This window comes from Clostridium sp. AF32-7AC, assembly GCF_003477925.1.
GTDB classification, from domain to species: domain Bacteria; phylum Bacillota; class Clostridia; order Lachnospirales; family Lachnospiraceae; genus Otoolea; species Otoolea fessa.
The window spans coordinates 17,502-35,832 of the sequence record NZ_QUEG01000015.1 but is presented as its reverse complement, the minus strand read 5'-3'; the positions used below and the strand labels follow the sequence as shown (position 1 = coordinate 35,832).

The window sequence follows — 18,331 nt, the reverse complement described above, 5'->3', positions numbered from 1 at the left end:
TGATGTGTTCATAATAATTTACTCCTTTGAGTATATTTAAACACATTTAATCACATTGGTCAATAAATTCGATTACTTAATATATTCTCCTTTATTCAAAACTGTGACCATTTAGGTCGAGGTTTGACCGTTTGCGTCGATGTGGTTTTCATTAAATCGCTCATTTGGTATGCTTATAGTATAAAAGTTATGACCCGAAATGTAAATGAAATGTTGTTACAGATAAATCAAAAAAGGCAGGTGGGATATGGTACGGGTAGTGATATATGGAGAAAAACCGACCGACATTGAAGGACTGGAAAAAATGCTGCGTGAAATATTGACTGAAAACCGCAGATGGCCGATGATTCACACGTATATCAGCGATCTGGACGCATATCTGCACTTTGTAAAGGGGAATCCCTACCTCATTATGCTGGCATCCGTCCAGGGCAGACAGGGAGCGGAAATCGTAGAAAAAATCCGGGAAAACAACCCGGCGGCGTCCTTGATCTGGCTTTCCGACCGGGACAATGCCCTTGAATCCTGGCGGATCCATGTGACTGCATTCGGGGTATTTCCGACGAAAAAAGAAGAATTAGAAGAACTTCTGGCGGCGTGCAGCGAAAGCCTGCTGGCTCGGAAGAAAAAGTATTTTGTTCAAGTGGGAAACAGACTGAAATAGAAAAATTCGCTCAGAATAAATGGAGGAAAACAGCATGAAAAAGAAATATAAGCGTGCCCTGGCAGCGGTGCTGGCGGCGGTGATGATATGGAATACCTGTGACTGGCACCCGCAGGTGCTGGCAGGCAGTTCGGTGCAGTATATCGAGGAAGTGAAGGAGCTTTCGGATGAAATCCTGCATCAGGAGGTTCCGTATGGAACGAAATATAAGGATCTGGAGCTGCCGGACAAGCTGAAGGTGCGGGTTTTGGCAGAAGAAGCATCGGATGAAGAAGACGGTGCAGAAAAGATTGCTACGCCGTCGGAGCTTCAAAGCGGAGACGGTAAAGTGGAAACAGAAAAAAAGTCTCAGACGCTTTCTTCATCTGAAACAGATGGTACAGTTCGGAAAGCATCCCCATCTGAGGCAGATGCTACAGAAAAATCGGAAATAGGGGGGGTGGATGACACTGAGCAGAAAGCATCCCCATCCGATGCGGACGGGACGAAAACCGATAAAAACTGGAAGGAAGTAAAGGTCCGCTGGGTTCTGGATGAGACCTTCAGTGAGAAAGATACATACGACGGAGAAACACCGGATACCTATGTGTTTGATGCGGAATTGAAAAGCAGCCGCTATGAACTGGATACCGGCTTTTTGCCAAGCATCGAGGTGACGGTGCTTCCGGAAGAAAAAGGCCCGGCAATCCTCGGATTTTCGGAGTTAGATGAGGCAGTTGCGGTGCAGAAGCTCCCTCTGGGTGCCAAAGAAAGCGATATCATCCTTCCGGATACACTGGAGGTTAAGGTGGAAGAGGCGGATGAAACGCTGGCGCAAGACAGCCAGAACGTGCATCTGGTGGAAGCAGTGGATAAGGGCACAGAGAAAGATACAGATGCGGAAACGGCAGTCTGGCAGATTTCCGGCATAACCTGGAAACTGGACGAAGAGCAGAGTGACCTTTCGGAGTTTCACGGCGGCATTTCCGAAAAAGACTATTTCGAGGAATTTGACGAGGACGGCGAGCCGGTCGAGACCTCGACGAAGACCTGGGCAGGCTATGAGGAGGCAAACCAGAACTACAACGGCTGTGCCTATGTCTATACACCGGTTCTGCCGGAGGAATATTCACTGGGAGAGGAGGCAGAGCTTCCGGAAATCTGCGTTCTCGTAGGAGAGATGCAGCTGATGACTCTGGCAGGCGAGGAGTATGATCTGGATGGAAATTATCTGGTAATTGATAAAACCAATGTGTCTAAGTTTAATGGAAAGACGATCACTGGCACCTATCATCCGACGGAGAGATTATCGGAAGGCCGGAAAATCGAAGGTGGTATTGTAATTGATGATGTTACGGTAAATTTAACGATCGATAATGTAAATGTTGGCTATGGCACTGATATCATAGATGATGCAGCCGGAATCCTTCTGAAAGGAAAGGCAAAATTAAATCTAACAGTAAAAGGGGAAAATACATTAAAGGGTACATATGGCGGCGCTGGAATTGGGGTTGAGGAAAAAGCGACCCTGATCATTACAAAAGAGAGCACTGGAAGTCTGACCGCGACCGGAGGCGGATATGGTGCGGCAGGAATCGGAGGAAAAGGAACAGCAAGTGACGAAGGTGCAGATAATAACTGTAGGACAGGAACGATTATAATCAAGGGCGGAACTATCGAAGCTGAAGGTGGAGCTTATTGGGTTTCCTATTCGAGGGATTATCATGGAGGAGCCGGAATCGGAACCGGTTGCTATGGAATCGGCGGAACCATTAAAATACTGGGTGGAAAGATAACCGCAAAAGGAGGAAGGCAGACAGGAGCTGGAATCGGAGGCGGAATGGGTGGAAGTGTAGACACGATCGTGATCGGCGGGAGGAAAGACGAAGCTCCCAATATAGCCGTATCTTTTTATAAGAATGAAAAATCAGAATATCTGGGAGCTGCCATCGGCAGCGGATGGAATGGAGTGACTGATTTAAAATTATCCTGTGGCGATATCCAGATATTAAGTGGATCTGTGAAGGTAACGGGTGGAAATATTGGTTATGGAGAGTTATGGCCTCTTGATGGAAATGGAATGGAAGGCGGCAGTGTCACTATTTCCGAGGAGGTGCAGCTGGAGCTGCCGCTTGAAAGCAAGATTGCGCCCCGAGGAGAAGAATGTACCTACGGGAAAAAAACATTCCAGATCACCGCTTATGATAACCAGCTACAAAATGAAACCTATCAGGCTGACATAGCCCTGTATTGGAAAAATGATACAGAGAGAAAAAATCCGGTTTATGAAAAAAGCACTCAGATGACCGTCTCAGGATTCAGGGGAACGATACCGGATATAACCCAGTGGATGGGCTATTCCGGAAATATGCAGATGGTTGTAGCGCTGGAGCCTTCCGGTGGCGGGACAGTTAAGACGATGGAGGGAAGCGTTGTTCTAAACAAAGGAAAGGATGAAACCATCTCCGTCACGCTGGGAAAAGCCGCTTACCAGAAGGCAATGGATCTGACCATCCATGATGGCCGTTTGAGGGACGATAAGAATTATACACTGACGGTTCAAATCGGGGAAGAAGCAAGTGAAGGCGGCGCTGCACCGGATGTAGTAACCTATTTATCTCAAAAAGCTTCCGGTTATCAGATAAAGACTGGTAAAGTCAGCTGGTATACGCCTCTGTCCGGAGAGATTCCGGTATCGGTTCAGGTACAGGAAGAAGGAGAAAATACGAATAGCTTTACAGTAACCGGATCCCTCTCGATGAAGTCAGAGAAGGAAACGAATCTTTCCCTTACCATCGGAGAATCCCTGTATCCTGTCCGGTTCCACTTCTACTCATCAAAGGTGCAGGCGGCAGAGAATGTATCCCTGACAGCCGAACGGCTGGCTGGAGCTGCTTCAGAAGCTTCGGTGGATTTAACGCAGGACAAAGGCCAGTTTGCCTTTGACGGGAAGCTGACAATTGATGAAGCAGCAGGCAATCATGCATATGCTCTGGCATATCTTCCGGCCGGAAATTACCGGTTTTTGATAAATACAGGCATCAGAGAATTAGGCAGCTCCGGTGGAAGATTTACTATAGACAGCGGAACGGTAAAGGCAGAGGATGCAGGAACGGATATCATCATATTAAATGATGCAGAGGCGTTGGAGGGAGAGCTGGATCTGTCCCTTGGAAATATATCTTTTTCCGAGGAAAATGGTCAGTTGGCAATTTCATATTCTAAAACAGATGATTCCGGCAAGGTGGTTACAGCAAGGCTAATAGACCAGTCCTATGATAAATGCTATCGGATCACTTCATCTGGGAAAGTAGAGAATTATCATCTCTCTGTGAATACCCCAGCTTCCGAGGAATTAAAGCTCGTATTAAGGAACCTTACGATTACACCGGCAGAGGCTATCGCACCGATTCAGATAAACGGAGCGTCCCATGTGACTACCTATCTGGAAGGGGAAAACAAGATTTTGATTAATAAATCAGGGAAATCTTCATCTTCACCTGCCGGCATCAGCGTGGCAAAAGGTGCGAAGCTTACGATTGACAGTGAACCGGAACAGCAGGGCTCCATAGAGGTGCTCAATAACACAAAGGTAAGCAAGACGGGTGCAGCAATTGGAGGAAATGTAGGACAGGATACAGGAATCATTCACATCAAGGGGGGAACTGTAATTGCAAAAATGACGGATTACAATCCTAGGGGAGCTGCCATCGGTGCTTCGGCAGGAAAAAGTGTAGAAGAAATACGGATTAGCGGAGGAGTTGTAACTGCAAAAGGTAGTTGGGGTGCCGGAATCGGAACAGGAAGTGCTGATAGCCAGGAAAGAACCGGTAAAATCGTGATAGAAGGCGGAACGGTGAATGCAAGCTCGGAGAACGGTGCCGGAATTGGAAGTGGTATTGGATATGCCCGTAGTAAACCGGCGATAACTGCAGAGATTGAGATTCATGGCGGAATGATTACAGCTTATTCTGAACGGGGAGCCTGCATCGGAAGTGGTTTGGATAGTTCGTCGAAGGTGCTGATTGACGGTGGTACCATATGTCTGGATAAAAAAACGACAGGGTATAGGAAAGTAGCACATATTGGGATGGGAGAAAGTAGTAATACACAGGTACAAACTGATGTGACGATTACGGGTGGAACGATCTGTTTGAAGGAGGCGGATGGATATATACCGCGACCGATCATTTATGGCTGGGAGCAGGTAGGCAAAACGTGGCAGAAGAATAATACAATAAAAGATGGGAACGGTACCCCGGTTTATTACACCACAGCGGATCTGACCGGTATCTATGATAATAATACACTGGTTGGAGATGCAAGTATTGAAGAAAGCTCCTACGGCTTTCAGGATGTCCGGACAGATTCCAGCGGAAAGCTCTATATGTACCTTCCGGCTTCGGAGGCAGTGAAAGCCTCCTTTGGCGGTGTGGAATTTACCGGAAAGGTTGAGGCAGGTAAAGATGAGAATGTATTGGAGCGTGAACAGACTTCTATTGATTATCAAAGGGAAGTCCTGAAAAATACGGCTCTGTATGAGCTCGAATATGCGGAATCCGAGAATTCTGCAACTTGGACGAAGATCCGGGCAGGAGGCGAAGCTTCTCTGACGAAAATTCTGGACAATCAGCCGGAGAATGCGAGAGAGATTACCCTGTATGTGCGAAAGGCAGCCGCAGGTTCCACAGCAGGTGAAGCAGCCGCAATAACGATTCCGGTAAGACCGGCAAAACCGGATAAGATAACAAAGGTAACGAAAACCAGCAACTCTATCAAAATTGTCGAGCCGACTGATGCCAAGTATGAGTATGGAATTGCTGAATCTGAGTCTGGTGAGCTTCAATGGCGGACGGAGAAGACGTTTACGTCACCGAAGCCGGCTAACACCTATTATATAACCCTTCGCGTGAAAGCAACAGACAACAGTTTTGCATCGAAGTCGGCTGATCGCTTATCTGTGACAACGCCGGATATCTTACAGTTCAAAGGTCCCGCTGGCGACGTATCCTTTGAAGCGAATGGAACCTATGGACAGGCACTTTCAGAGATTCCGGTACGGCTGGCAGAAGGATTTCAGGTTGTTAATTATAATAGATCACCGGTTTTAGGAACATGGAAGTTCAGTGCGGATCAGAGCGGAAAGTCCGCTTCCTCCATTTATCCGGAGGTAACGGGAACCACTGCATATCAGGCAGAATTTATACCGGATGGAGCGTCGGAAGGGCAGTATGGAAATAGTTTGAAAAGAAGTGTGATTCCGGAGATATCTCCGAAAGAGTTGACCGCAGTTGTTACGACACCTATTGAAAAGCCTTATGACGGAAATACCGACATCGCATTAGCGGCGACGGTAGCGATAGGAACTCCGGGCCCAATCTATACCATCCGCGGTCTGAAAGGAAACTTTGAAGATGCCAATGCCGGAACCGGTAAGACGGTAACCATTGATTCCTCAGAGGCAAAGGTTGAGACAGGCGAGAGTGCAGTGAATCTGCAGAATTACCGTATCATATATCCAGCCCAGACCGGAACGATCCATCAGATACAGGGTTCGGTTTCGATCGATCCGCAAGCATGGACCGGAGAAAAAACCTATGGAGACGACAGCTTTTCCTTGACAGGTGTGAATGTAGTGGGAGATGGAGCTCTGAACTATACAAGCTTGGATGAAAATGTTCTCACCGTGGACGCACAGGGACAGGTGACCATTAAAGGTACCGGTTCTGCAGATGTAAGCATCACCATGGCAGCGGGAAGAAATTATCTTGGTACAACTACACCTGTAAAGAGAACTATAAACATTCATAAAGAAACACTCACCCTTACGTTAACGGCTGTGAACCGGACGACCGGAGTGCAGCTTTCGAAAGAAATTCTGGGAACAGAGGAAGAGAATTTTGATATCATTGCCAGAGTGCAGGGCGTTTACCAGGACAAGCTGCAGGGTTATGTTCATTTCTATGATAATGAAAATCCGGATGCAGATATAGTTTCGGTAGGGGAAGATGGAACCGCTGTACTTAAGTGGATGAAGCCGGGAGAATCATTTGTAGGCACCCACACAATCAAAGCCGAGTTTGATTTTGGTGAATTTGATACGTGGGAATCCAGATACAACACACCAGCTCCGGCATCCCTTACATTTGAAATCAGTAAGGCAGCTCCACCGGCAGAGGATAAGCCAGATAACTCCGACAAGCCAGAAGACTCCGACAAGCCAGACCAATCAGGCAGCCAGAGCGCTTCCTCCGGACGTGACAAGTCTTCCGGCAGCGGAGCGACCAGGCAGGATCCGGTGAAGGGAAGAATCAACAGCAGCATAGGTATTCTCACGGGAACTGCCAACAGTACGGCCAATGACGGAAAGAGTCACTGGATGCAGGATGAACATGGATGGTGGCTGCGCTTCGCAGACAGCAGCTACCCGAAGGCAGAAAAACGCGGTACAAATGGCATTGCATATGCATGGGAGCAGGTAAACGGCAACTGGTGGGCGTTCGATGAAAGCGGCTATATCAAGACCGGCTGGATGCGCGACGAAGACTATGGCGGCTGGTTCTACCTCGATCCGGAACACGGCATGCAGACCGGCTGGGTCCTGATTGACGGCAAATGGCACTATTTCCACCCGACCTCAGACGGAAGAAAAGGCATCCTGTATGTCGGACGTCTGACACCGGACGGCTACTATGTAGATGAAAATGGTGTGTGGGATGGGAAAGACAGACAGTAAAAAGAACATTTAGGTCGAAGTTTGATTGATTGCGGCTTCTATCTAAATACCTTATGAAGCCGAGTCAAAATGAAATTCCAATGTGTTTACAGCTGTATTCATGAAAAAATATAATGAGCGCAGGAGAAAAGAATGCGGCTGCGAAGCAGACATATTCTTTTCTTGCGCCATTAACGAACGAACAGCCATGCGAAGCAGGGCGGTAGAGCGCGATAGCGCGGGTTCGTGAGTGGACGGGTGAGAATACGTATGATATAATGAACCCTGGGGGATCATAATCTGATTCACAAGGGGAAAACAAACCGACACAGGAGGGGGAACACATGAAGAATTTCTACACCGAAGAACAGTGGAATGAGATTCTGAAACAGCAGGAATCCGTACTTTGCTACGACACATTTACCCGGAAACAGGCGCTTGAGCTGGGGCTTTTGATTGCAGAGGTCACGGAGAAAAAATATCACGGTTCGGTCGCTGTCCGCATCGTGGAGGACGAGACGACCGTCTTTGCCTACAAGATGGAGGGCGCGACGCTGGAAGCAGACTGGTGGATGACCAACAAGCTGGCAGCATCGCGGCTCACGGGGATGAGCTCGCTGCGGGCGCTGACGGCATCGAGAGCCGGAGAACTGGAAGCATCTTGGAAAGTGCGCGAGGAGAACTTCTTCGTGTGCGGCGGCTGCATTCCGGTTTTCATGAGAGATGGAAGCCGTCCTTTTGCCTATGTGATGGTATCCGGCATGGAACACTGGGACGATCATCAGGTGATCGCGGATGCGATGGCGAAACAGCTGGGAGTTGAGATTCCGGAGATTCGGAAAGAGCAGCCATAAAACGATTGACTTGTAAAAACAAAGACGTTTGCAGAAATGGAAGGTAGATGAGCTATCTGCATTTTTGCAGGCGTCTTTTGTGGTTTTACTGTGCCGTATGGCGATGAATTATCCGTTATTTTGTATGGCGCACTTCCCCACCTGGTGGTATAATTCAAGTATTATAAAATTTGATATGAAAAGAATATTTGCAATGACTCAGATGGTTTTTGCACAGCAAAGAAGCATCTGAGAGATCCAGAGAATGTGAGGGATGTGGATGAGTAAAAAAGAGGTACGTCAGGCGGCTGCGGAACTGACCGAGCGCCTTTGTGAAAAAGACTTTTTAGACCGGTCGGGGCTGAGCCGGAAAAATGTCATGATGCTCATGAACAAGGATCACTGGGAGGAACAGTTTGCCCATATTTTCCCGATTAAAAAACGGATTTCCTGCAGGGCGGTTTACGAAATCTGCGAGGAACCGTTAAGCCTTTTAGGGCATGAGCCGGAAGAGGGCTGGATGAAGTTTACCTACCAGTATGTGTGCCATATTCTCTACCCGGATGCGGAGTTTAAGAAGAAAAATGCTGCTTTTTCCGCCGGTGCGGAGTTCTATCTGGCAGTGCTTCAGTTCGTGTTTGACCGCGAGCGGGCGGTGCTTCCGTACAAACCGATGGAGGACTTTGCATTTTTGGGTGATGAGGAAGCTTCAAGCTTTGAGTGCGCGGCAGAATACAGCCGTTTCAAGAAGTTTTTCGCACAGGAATACATCTATGAGATGATGCGCCTCAATGCGGAGGTGACGCCGTTTCGGACGCTGGAACACATCGCGGGTGTGCATTATGTCGCGATGACGGTGGCACGCGGGCTTTATGCGGCGGGAGTTCCGATCGATCTGACGCTGACCTCGGGCGCGGCTGCGGGACATGATCTCGGCAAATTCGGCTGCAAGCCGAATGAGCGGGTTCCGTATCTTCATTACTATTATACAAACCAGTGGTTTAACAACCATTCGATGGAATACATCGGTCATATCGCGGCGAACCATTCGACCTGGGATCTGGAACCGGAAAACCTGTCGGTTGAATCCCTGGTGCTGATCTATGCCGATTTCCGTGTAAAACAGAGCCGCGGCGACGACGGGCGTGAGATTACCTACATTTCCAATCTGGATGAGGCGTTCAACGTCATCCTCTCGAAACTCGACAACGTGGACGAGGTCAAATTAAACCGTTACCGCTTTGTTTATTCCAAACTGCATGATTTTGAGGATTATATGCGGTCTCTCGGTGTGGATGTGGATTTGAATGGACACCCGAAAAAGCCGGAGGTGCTGCCGGATATTTCCCTTCGGAATGCAGAGCAGACGGTGCAGTCCCTCGTTTTCATGGGTATCGAGCATAATATCCGCGTTATGCATCAGATGGGGGCGGAACGCCAGTTTGGCAATCTCCTCGAGGCGGCGCGCAGCGAGAAGGATTGGAAGAGTGTCCGCGCGTACTTAAACATTTTCCGTGAATATTTTACATACACAAACGACAAACAGAAAGAGCAGACGCTGGGCTTTTTATATGAGCTTCTGATGCACCGTGAGGGCGACATCCGCGCGCAGGCGGCGAGGCTGATCGGACACGTGATCGCGCAGTTCAACGCCGGTTACCGCAAGGAGCGCCCGGCGGGCATGCCGGATATTGCCGAGGAGCGCGTGATGGAGATCTGGAAGCAATATCTGGAAATGATCATCCGACCGGATCATAAGCTGATGCTGCAGCAGAAAAGGCGCATCCGTTATCACCTGAAAAATGTGCTGGCATCGGTGGTTGATCATGCGACGCCGGGTGATCTGCGGGAATTTCTGGAGGCATTTCTGGTTTGGTATGACCGGGCGGAGGAGCTGGATCCGGGCGAGGCATTTTCCCTGCTGGATACGGTGCATTTCATGCCGTTTGATAAACTGAGCGAAGAGGAACTGGGGAAAATCGCAAAATTTGCCCTGATTGAGTCGCAGAGCGGGGAACCGGATGTGCGGATCGCATCGTGGCGCGCGTTCAAGCTTCTGACGGCGTACCAGCCGGATCATCCGTGCTGTGCCGAGATCGGCGTGTGCGTGAGGGCGGCGCAGGTTGAGGACAATATCACGATGACCTTCCTCAAATACCGCGTGTTAAGTAACCTCGGAGAGGACACGGCGAGAGAACAGGAACTTTTGTATGACCGCGATGTTGTCTCTGATATTTTCCTGGATAACCTCAAAACAGCGACGCCGTGGGTCATCAAGTCGGCCAATATCAAGCTGCTCGTCGATCAGATCGCCCATGGCAAACAGGAACATATGCTGCATATCGCAGCGCATCTCTCAAACCTTGTAAAAGTCAGCGAGCACGTGATCGTGCGCCATGATGCCGGAACCGCCCTGCTTCGCATCATCGGGCTTCTGACACCGGATCAGAGAAATGAGATCGTGGTTGAGCTGATGAAGGGGCTGGAAGTCGGTGAGTACGAATTTTCCAAATATATTCCGCAGTATCTGGGGCAGGCGGCGCTGTGGCTGCCGCCGGAACAGCTGGAGGAGATCGTTTCCTACCTGCATGGCATGATGGCAAATGCAAACGACCAGATAGTCTCGGTTGCGCTTGATACGGTCGGCGTGCTGCTGGAACGGTATTCGTGCTACCCAGAGCGCTTTGCGGAGGAAAAAGAGGTATGCGAGGAACGGCGCGGACGTCTGCTTGGCATCCTGCTCAGCGGTCTGGCGAATTACCGCGAGTCGGTGCGCCAGGAGGCGATGCTGGTGCTGGGGCAGACCGTCTTCGGCTCATCCTGGATGGAGTGCCGGGAGAAAAAAGAGCTGTTCGCCCTGTCCTTCCGCAAGATGCTGTTCTTATTCAATGAAAATAAGGGAAATGAGCTGACGGCATTTTATCGTGCGGCGTCCCTTTCTAATATTTACCGGTTCATCACGCAGTATCATATGACCGAGGGCAATTTAGAGATCAAGGAGCGGAACCAGGTGGCATTCTTCCCAGGCACATTTGACCCGTTTACGCTGTCACACAAGGAGATTGTCCGCGAGATTCGCGATCGCGGCTATGAGGTTTTTCTGGCGGTCGATGAATTTTCCTGGTCAAAAAAGGCGCAGCCGCATCTGATCCGCCGTCAGATCGTGAGTATGTCGGTGGCGGATGAGTTCCATGTGAATCTGTTCCCGGATGAGATTCCGGTCAATATTGCCAATCCGGCGGATCTGAAACGCCTGAGAGAGGTATTTTCCGGAAAAGAGCTGTATATCGTGGTCGGCAGCGATGTCATTGCCAATGCCTCTTCTTATAAGAAGAAACCGGTCAAAAATTCGATTCATTCGATGAACCACATCGCGTTCCGCCGCGTGGGGGATGTCAAGGCGGACAATAAATACAACCGTCAGATGATGGATCAGATTAGCGGCAAGGTCGTGGAACTGGAGCTTCCGGAGCATCTGGAGGACATCAGTTCGACGAGAATCCGTGAAAATGTCGATCTGAACCGGGATATTTCGAACCTGATCGACCCGTCTGTGCAGGAATATATCTATTACAATGGTCTGTATCTGCGCGAGCCGGAATATAAACCATATATCCGCGCGCGTGCGATCTCCTATGAGGAGGTGGAGATGCCGGATGAAATGCTTCTGGCGGAAATTTCGAATTTCGTTCTGCGGGACGAAGAAGATCGCGAGAACCTGTTGAATTCGATGAAGGAGTCGGGCGACCGGCTGCTGCTTCTTAGGAATACCGTGCAGGAAAACCGGCTGGTCGGAGTGGCACGGCTTCGTTATCTGGCGCCGGATGAGCTGTTTGCCGTTCTGGGACAGGTCAGTCTGGCAGATCAGGTGCGCCGCCATACCTACGGTGAGATTCTTCTGATTTCGGGTATCTATGTCGAGCGCGATCCGATGATCTACGACGCGGAACAGCTGCTTTTAACCGAGGCGATCGCACGGTCCTTTGAGTATAAATGCGGCTATGCACTTTTCTTCCCGGCAGACGGTTACTGCCCGGAGCGCGTGCTGTCGGCGGTGGTCCGCCAGGGCTTTGTGAAGGCGCCGGAATCCCCGGAAGACGCGCCGCTCTATCTGGTCGATATGCATGCGCCGCTTGTATTAGTGCAGAATCTGGAAACAACGTTAAAAGAACCATTTTCCAGCAATCCGCGCGTTCTGGATGCGATCTACAAGGCGCATCGGGAATTGCAGATGGCGATGACGCGCTTCTATCCGGGACAGCTGGTTCTTTCGATGTCGGCGAGCGTGATTTACCACCGTCTGGTGGAACGGATCACGGCGTTAAATGGTGTGCCGCGTGACCCAGTGACGCCGAGACGCCTCGGCGGGGCGATGTGCGTGCCCTTCGGCAAGATCCTGCGAGGAAAAGTTATTCCGAATACGGTGACGAAGACGCTGCATACAGATAAAGTGTACGATCCGGAGCTGAAAGAGAAGTCGATCGAAGCGTTCCCGTACTATTCGCCGTTGCGAAGCCAGATCAAGGCTATCAAGTCCTTTGACCGCCCGGTGATTCTGGTGGATGATCTGCTGCATCACGGCGGACGTTTCGAGGCCTTGGAGCCGATGCTGCGTGAAGAGGGCGTGGAAATCAAAAAATTGGTGTTAGGTATGATTTCAGGCTATGGGCGCGACACGATGGCGACGAAGGGCGTGCCGGTAGACAGTATTTATTATATTCCGAACCTGCGGAACTGGTTTGTCGAGTCCACACTGTACCCGTTCATTGGAGGAGATACGGTGCGCCGCGATACCGTGAAGGTGGCGGGACTGACGCCGTCGATCAATATGATCCTGCCGTATGCCGCACCGCCGGTACAGGGAAGTACGCCGGAAGCCGCGTTTGAGTTCTCTGCGTGCTGCATCCGCAATGCGCGCAACATCCTTCTGGTGCTCGAATCCGAGTACCGGGCGCTGTTTGCGAGAAACCTGACGTTAAGCCGCTTGTCTGAAGCGGTCATCCTGCCGCTCTGCCCGGATAAAGGCGAGTGTGTCAGCTACGATCCGAATCTGGCAGCGTCGGTGTATCTGGAAAATGATTTGGAGATGCTGTATCGGACGCGGAAGTGAGAAATTATGTCAAATAATGCAAAATAATATTATATAAGATATCAAAAAAGAGCAGGGGGTATGCAATATGTACTATTATAAAATTGGAGATAAAATCTGCTGTTCCTTCAATGGAAATTTATCATACGAAAAGGCAGAAATGCCGCACCCGGGCACACCGCTCACATTCTTATTCGAACGCGAGCCGGGAACCGGAAGAGATTCTTTTAAGGTAAACTCGCCGCTGCTTTTATTCCAGGAGGCAGAGAATGTTTCCTGGTTAAGCAGCCGGAAGCTGGAAGCGCAGGCGGAGACGATGAAGAAAAAGCTGGAAGAATCGACGGAAAAAGCGGCAGGCAGCGGTGCATCTGAGAGTGGCGCGGCAGAAAAGGTGAATTGCGAACTTGACGAGGCAGTCAAAGCTGCGATCATTCAGGGCGTGATGCGCGCAGTCAACCGCCTGCATCCGGATTTTGAGGCTATTTTGGCAGAAAAACCGCAGAAAACGAAGAAAAGAGTCCATGTGCTGGCGATCGGCGACGTCGGAAGTACGCTGTTGACCGGGCTTCATCTTCTGGGCGGCGACTGCATCAGTTCGATCGGCATCTGTGATATTTCCGATAAAGTGACCGCACGCTGGGAATTTGAGGAAAACCAGATCGCGTACCCGTGGGCATATGACGCGCTGCCGGAGGTCGATGTGGTAAAACCGGAAGACCTCTTTAAGTGCGATGTGTTTGTATTTGTTGCTTCCAAGGGAATCCCGCCGGTTGGTTCCGGTGTCAAGGATGTGCGGATGTACCAGTTTGAAAATAACTCCAAGATCGTTGCGCAGTATGCAAGACAGGCGAGAGCCGAGCATTTCAAGGGCTTATTTGCCGTTGTCTCCGATCCGGTTGACCCGCTGGCAAAGACGGCATGGCTGGAGAGCAACAAGGACGAAAACGGCATCCTTGATTTAAAGGGACTCCGCCCGGAACAGGTACAGGGCTTCGGACTGGGCGTTATGAATGCGCGTGCGGCTTATTATGCGAAGCGCGACGGGCGGTTTTCACAGTTTTTGACTGAGGGGCGTTCCTTCGGACCGCATGGACAGGATCTCGTCATCGCAGATTCCATTGAGAATTACAACGACGAGCTTTCAAAAGAACTGACCCAGCTGACGGTAACGGCAAACCTGCATATGCGCGCGATCGGTTTCAAGCCGTTTATCGCACCGGCATATTCCTCCGGCGCAATCTCCCTGATTCTGATGATGCGCGGCGAATGGCACTGCGGTTCCGTCTTCATGGGCGGTATCTTCATGGGCGTGAAAAACCGTTATACCGAATATGGTCTGGAAACAGAAATTCTGCCATTGCCGGATGCGCTGTATGAGCGGATTGTGACGGCGGAGGAAAATCTGAAAAGGATTGTCTGATCAATGAGTCTTATCGCAGGAAGGAAGCGAAAACAAGTGATTCATTCAAATTCAGAAGGAGATATTTATATAGAAGAAATGCCACTCCTCCTCGTCCATCTGCGCGAGGAGGAAAAAGGTGCGGATGCGCGCCTTTCGGAGGTGTTATCCTATGCGCTGGACGGCTACGTCTATGAGACAGCGACGGAAATCAGCACGTTTGAAGATTATGTAAACCGATGGAGGCGCCTGAAAAAGACACAGAATCGAAAAAATCCAGTCCAGGGACGTATCCTGTTTGCCGTGCCGCTTGGCACATCTGGTATCAACCTGGAGCTTTACCGCCTGATTCGCTTTCTGCGGGAACATCCGGATTTTCTGAACGGTTTTGTCGGCGGGCTTTTGGTGGACAGTGAAAATGACCTCTATTCCAAATCGGCGGCGAAGGATCTGGTGTTTGCCGCTAACTGCGCGGGCTGCGCGTTCGTGGGGCGTCCGCTCGTCGAAGGCACGCGGACACTTTCCAATTACACGATCGTTTCCAATAATCTTGGAACCGATCTGATGGGGGCATACCGCGAGAGCGCGGCGGGGCTGGTCAAAGAAGTACTGGGAACGGATTGCGTCAGGAAAAAATGTCCGAAAGTATTGGTATTGCACGCGTCAAGCCACAAGACCTCCAACACCTACGCGATCTGGAACCGGGTGAAAGAACAGCTCCCGGAGATGGAGATCCGGGAGATAGGGCTTCGAAACGGTACGCTTTCCGACTGCGCCGGATGCCCGTACAAGATGTGCCTGCATTTTGGCGAGCAGGGAAGCTGCTTCTACGGTGGAGTGATGGTCGAGGACGTCTATCCGGCAGTCCGCGAGGCGGATGCGATCGTGATGCTCTGTCCAAACTACAACGATGCGCTGTCGGCAAACCTGACTGCGTTCATCAACCGCCTGACTTCGCTGTTCCGGACGACGCGGTTTTATGACAAAGCGCTGTTTGCGGTGGTTGTGTCGGGCTATTCCGGAAGCGATATCGTGGCGGAACAGCTTATCGCGGCGTTAAATATGAACAAAACCTTCTATCTGCCGGGGCAGTTTGCGATGATGGAGACGGCAAACAATGCCGGGGCAGCGATGCAGCTGCCGGGGATTGAGGATCGGATGAATGCGTTTGCGGAGAGAATCCGGGAGACGCTATTATATAGGTAAAGAGGGGTTATAAGCAGGGCAGCGTCACTGGGAGAGTTTGTAACTGTTCACAGGTAGGAATTTTTTGAACTGAAAATTCCGTACGATACAGTTCCGGCAGCAGATTTTGCCGATTTGGAATGCGTAGCATCGGCAAAATCCCGTTGCTGGGCACACGTGTGTGAACAGTAACAAGAGTTTCACATCTGTTATAAAATTCTTTACAGATTTCATGAAACTAAGTATACTATATGAATATGTAAAAACTGTTTTACTCAGGCTAAAGACCATGTGAAATCGAACCGTTTAAAGAGGGAGAAAGGCAGAAATGAAATCCTGGAGACGAACATTAGCGATAGGCTTTATCATAGCGATAACTTCGCAGCTGTATTGGAACGTATTTGTCAACAATTTCCGTGTGTCAGCGTCGGTTATCCTGCTTCCGGTGCTGATTATGACAGTCGGAAGCCAGATTCACACGATGACGATCTGTACGGTGACGTCGATCATTGTTTTTTTGTTCCGAATTGTGATATATTATCTGCAGGGAATGCCATCCGAGATGCTGGTACAGCTTGCGATGCCCGGAGCATTCTTTTATATCGTGTACGGCATGATGTTCAAGCTGCAGATCCGGAATAAACATATCGCGAATCTGGAAAATGTGATTGCGGCGGCATTTTTCTGTGACTTATGCTCGAATATATTCGAAAACTTCCTGGCGGCGCTTCTTAAAAACAATGCGATGCCGGGACCGGATATAATTCAAAAGCTTTTTATGATCGCTGCAGTCCGCACACTTTTTGTGGCACTGGCACTGATCGGAGAACAGCAGTACCGGCTTCTTCTTACGAAAGCGGATCATGAGAGCCGTTATCAGCGGTTATTTCTTATGACAACGGGACTCAAGACTGAGATTTACCTGATGCATAAGAACACCGAGGAGATCGAGCGCGTCATGAGCAATGCATACAAGCTCTATGAGCAGATTCTGGAAAAGGATCTTCCACGGGAAATGCAGCAGATGGGACTTGAGATAGCGCGGGATGTCCATGAGATCAAGAAAGATTACATCCGCATCATTCAGGGCATTGAGGAGGCGATCGAGGAAGAGTCGAACGAGGAAACGATGAGCCTGCAGGATCTTCTTCGGATTCTGGAATCATCCACCTACCGGACCATGGCGGAGAAAAAGCTGGATATCCGTCTGATGTTTGACTGCCGGGACAATTTTATGACGCAGGAACACTACCAGCTTATGACGATTCTCAAAAATTTGGTAGGAAATGCGGTGGAAGCGATCGAATCGACGAAAAAAAGTGGGATGATCTGGATTCGGGAGTACAAAAAAGATGGTAATTATGTGTTTGAAGTAGCGGACGACGGACCGGGAATTTCAGAAAAACATCTCCCACGGATTTTCAATATGGGATATTCAACGAAGTTTGATGAAAAAACCGGCAATATATATAGAGGCGTCGGGCTCTGCGGTGTGAAAAACGCGGTAGAGGAGCAGTTTGAAGGTAGTATTTCAGTGGATTCGGAAGAGGGAAGAGGAACGAAATTCCATATTGAGATACCGATAGCGAAATTGGAGGAAATAGAGTAAATGGAGATTTATATTGTTGAAGATGATATGTCAGTGATCAGCGTCCTGCAGGATATTATTGAAGATAATGATCTGGGAATTGTCTGCGGTACTTCAGAGGGACAGCCGGCGGATGTGGATGATATCCTGGCAAAGAATCCGGATATGGTTCTGATTGATTTCCTGATGCCGGAAAAGGACGGTGTTCAGGTCATGCGCGAACTGCGGGAAAGAGGCTGCAAGGCAAAATGCATCATGATTTCCCAGGTGGCGGCAAAAGAATTGATCGGCAAGGCATACGATGCGGGCATTGAGTTCTTCATCAGCAAGCCAATCAATATCATTGAGGTAAAATCGGTCATCCGTAATGTGGATGAGCAGATCAAGAATGAGAAAACACTGACGAATATTAAGAAAATGTTCATGGCAGAGATCGCGGATATGCCGAAGGAGAAGAAAAAAGATGACGGTTACGGCAGAAAGGTGCTTTACATTTTAAACCGTCTCGGCATGTCCGGCGAGAAGGGCGGCGACGATATCCTTCGGATCTGCGAGTATCTGCACAACAACGGACGCCCGATCTCCCAGGTCAGCATCGGTCAGCTCTGCGAGCTTTTGAGCGATGCGCCGAAGAACATGGAGCAGCGTGTCCGCCGTGCGATCGCGGTCGGCATGTCGAACCTGGCACATTTGGGTATTGAGGATTTCATGAATGAAACCTTTACTGCATACTCCAGCACCCTGTTCCCATTCGAGGAAATCCGGGCAGAGATGGATCACATCCGCGGTAAACGCCGTTACGGCGGCAAAGTCAGCATCAAAAAGTTCATCGACAGCCTGATGCTGGCGGTAGATCGTGAGGTATAACGGGTAGATTTA

8 protein-coding genes are annotated in these 18,331 nt (G+C 49.7%); all 8 read left to right on the top strand.

The window, feature by feature from the left end; all coding sequences use genetic code 11:
* The first annotated feature begins 247 nt into the window (after positions 1-247).
* The 8 genes from DWZ45_RS14000 to DWZ45_RS13965 all read left to right on the top strand — a co-directional run bounded on the left by DWZ45_RS14000 (position 248) and on the right by DWZ45_RS13965 (position 18,319).
* Entirely contained in the window at positions 248-664 is a 417-nt protein-coding gene (locus DWZ45_RS14000; RefSeq protein WP_117796264.1) for a hypothetical protein, read from the top strand.
* A gap of 34 nt (positions 665-698) precedes the next feature.
* The gene (locus DWZ45_RS13995) at positions 699-7,379 is read left to right on the top strand and encodes a YDG domain-containing protein (protein WP_118469481.1); all 6,681 of its coding nucleotides are present in this window, start codon (positions 699-701) and stop codon (positions 7,377-7,379) included.
* A gap of 323 nt (positions 7,380-7,702) precedes the next feature.
* Positions 7,703-8,212, top strand: coding sequence for a heme-binding protein (locus DWZ45_RS13990; protein ID WP_118469480.1), 510 nt, complete (start codon positions 7,703-7,705; stop codon positions 8,210-8,212).
* Between the two features lie 259 nt (positions 8,213-8,471).
* Positions 8,472-13,301: a cytidyltransferase-related domain protein gene (locus tag DWZ45_RS13985; RefSeq protein WP_118469479.1), complete on the top strand. Its 4,830-nt coding sequence runs from the start codon at positions 8,472-8,474 to the stop codon at positions 13,299-13,301.
* A 67-nt stretch (positions 13,302-13,368) separates the two neighbouring features.
* Positions 13,369-14,700, top strand: coding sequence for a lactate dehydrogenase (locus tag DWZ45_RS13980; RefSeq protein ID WP_118469478.1), 1,332 nt, complete (start codon positions 13,369-13,371; stop codon positions 14,698-14,700).
* Between the two features lie 36 nt (positions 14,701-14,736).
* Positions 14,737-15,885 (top strand): NAD(P)H-dependent oxidoreductase, encoded by a 1,149-nt coding sequence (locus DWZ45_RS13975; RefSeq protein ID WP_243022518.1) that lies wholly within the window; start codon positions 14,737-14,739, stop codon positions 15,883-15,885.
* A gap of 307 nt (positions 15,886-16,192) precedes the next feature.
* On the top strand, positions 16,193-17,473 hold the full coding sequence (locus DWZ45_RS13970) for an ATP-binding protein (protein ID WP_107000642.1): 1,281 nt from the start codon (positions 16,193-16,195) through the stop codon (positions 17,471-17,473).
* Positions 17,474-18,319 (top strand): DNA-binding domain-containing protein, encoded by an 846-nt coding sequence (locus tag DWZ45_RS13965; protein ID WP_022359963.1) that lies wholly within the window; start codon positions 17,474-17,476, stop codon positions 18,317-18,319.
* Positions 18,320-18,331: the final 12 nt, after the last annotated feature.

Bases quoted from the DNA above. Each gene is read 5' to 3' on its own strand.
- DWZ45_RS14000 (WP_117796264.1), top strand. From the start codon at position 248: ATGGTACGGGTAGTGATATATGGAGAAAAACCGACCGACATTGAAGGA.
- DWZ45_RS13995 (WP_118469481.1), top strand. From the start codon at position 699: ATGAAAAAGAAATATAAGCGTGCCCTGGCAGCGGTGCTGGCGGCGGTG.
- DWZ45_RS13990 (WP_118469480.1), top strand. From the start codon at position 7,703: ATGAAGAATTTCTACACCGAAGAACAGTGGAATGAGATTCTGAAACAG.
- DWZ45_RS13985 (WP_118469479.1), top strand. From the start codon at position 8,472: ATGAGTAAAAAAGAGGTACGTCAGGCGGCTGCGGAACTGACCGAGCGC.
- DWZ45_RS13980 (WP_118469478.1), top strand. From the start codon at position 13,369: ATGTACTATTATAAAATTGGAGATAAAATCTGCTGTTCCTTCAATGGA.
- DWZ45_RS13970 (WP_107000642.1), top strand. From the start codon at position 16,193: ATGAAATCCTGGAGACGAACATTAGCGATAGGCTTTATCATAGCGATA.
- DWZ45_RS13965 (WP_022359963.1), top strand. From the start codon at position 17,474: ATGGAGATTTATATTGTTGAAGATGATATGTCAGTGATCAGCGTCCTG.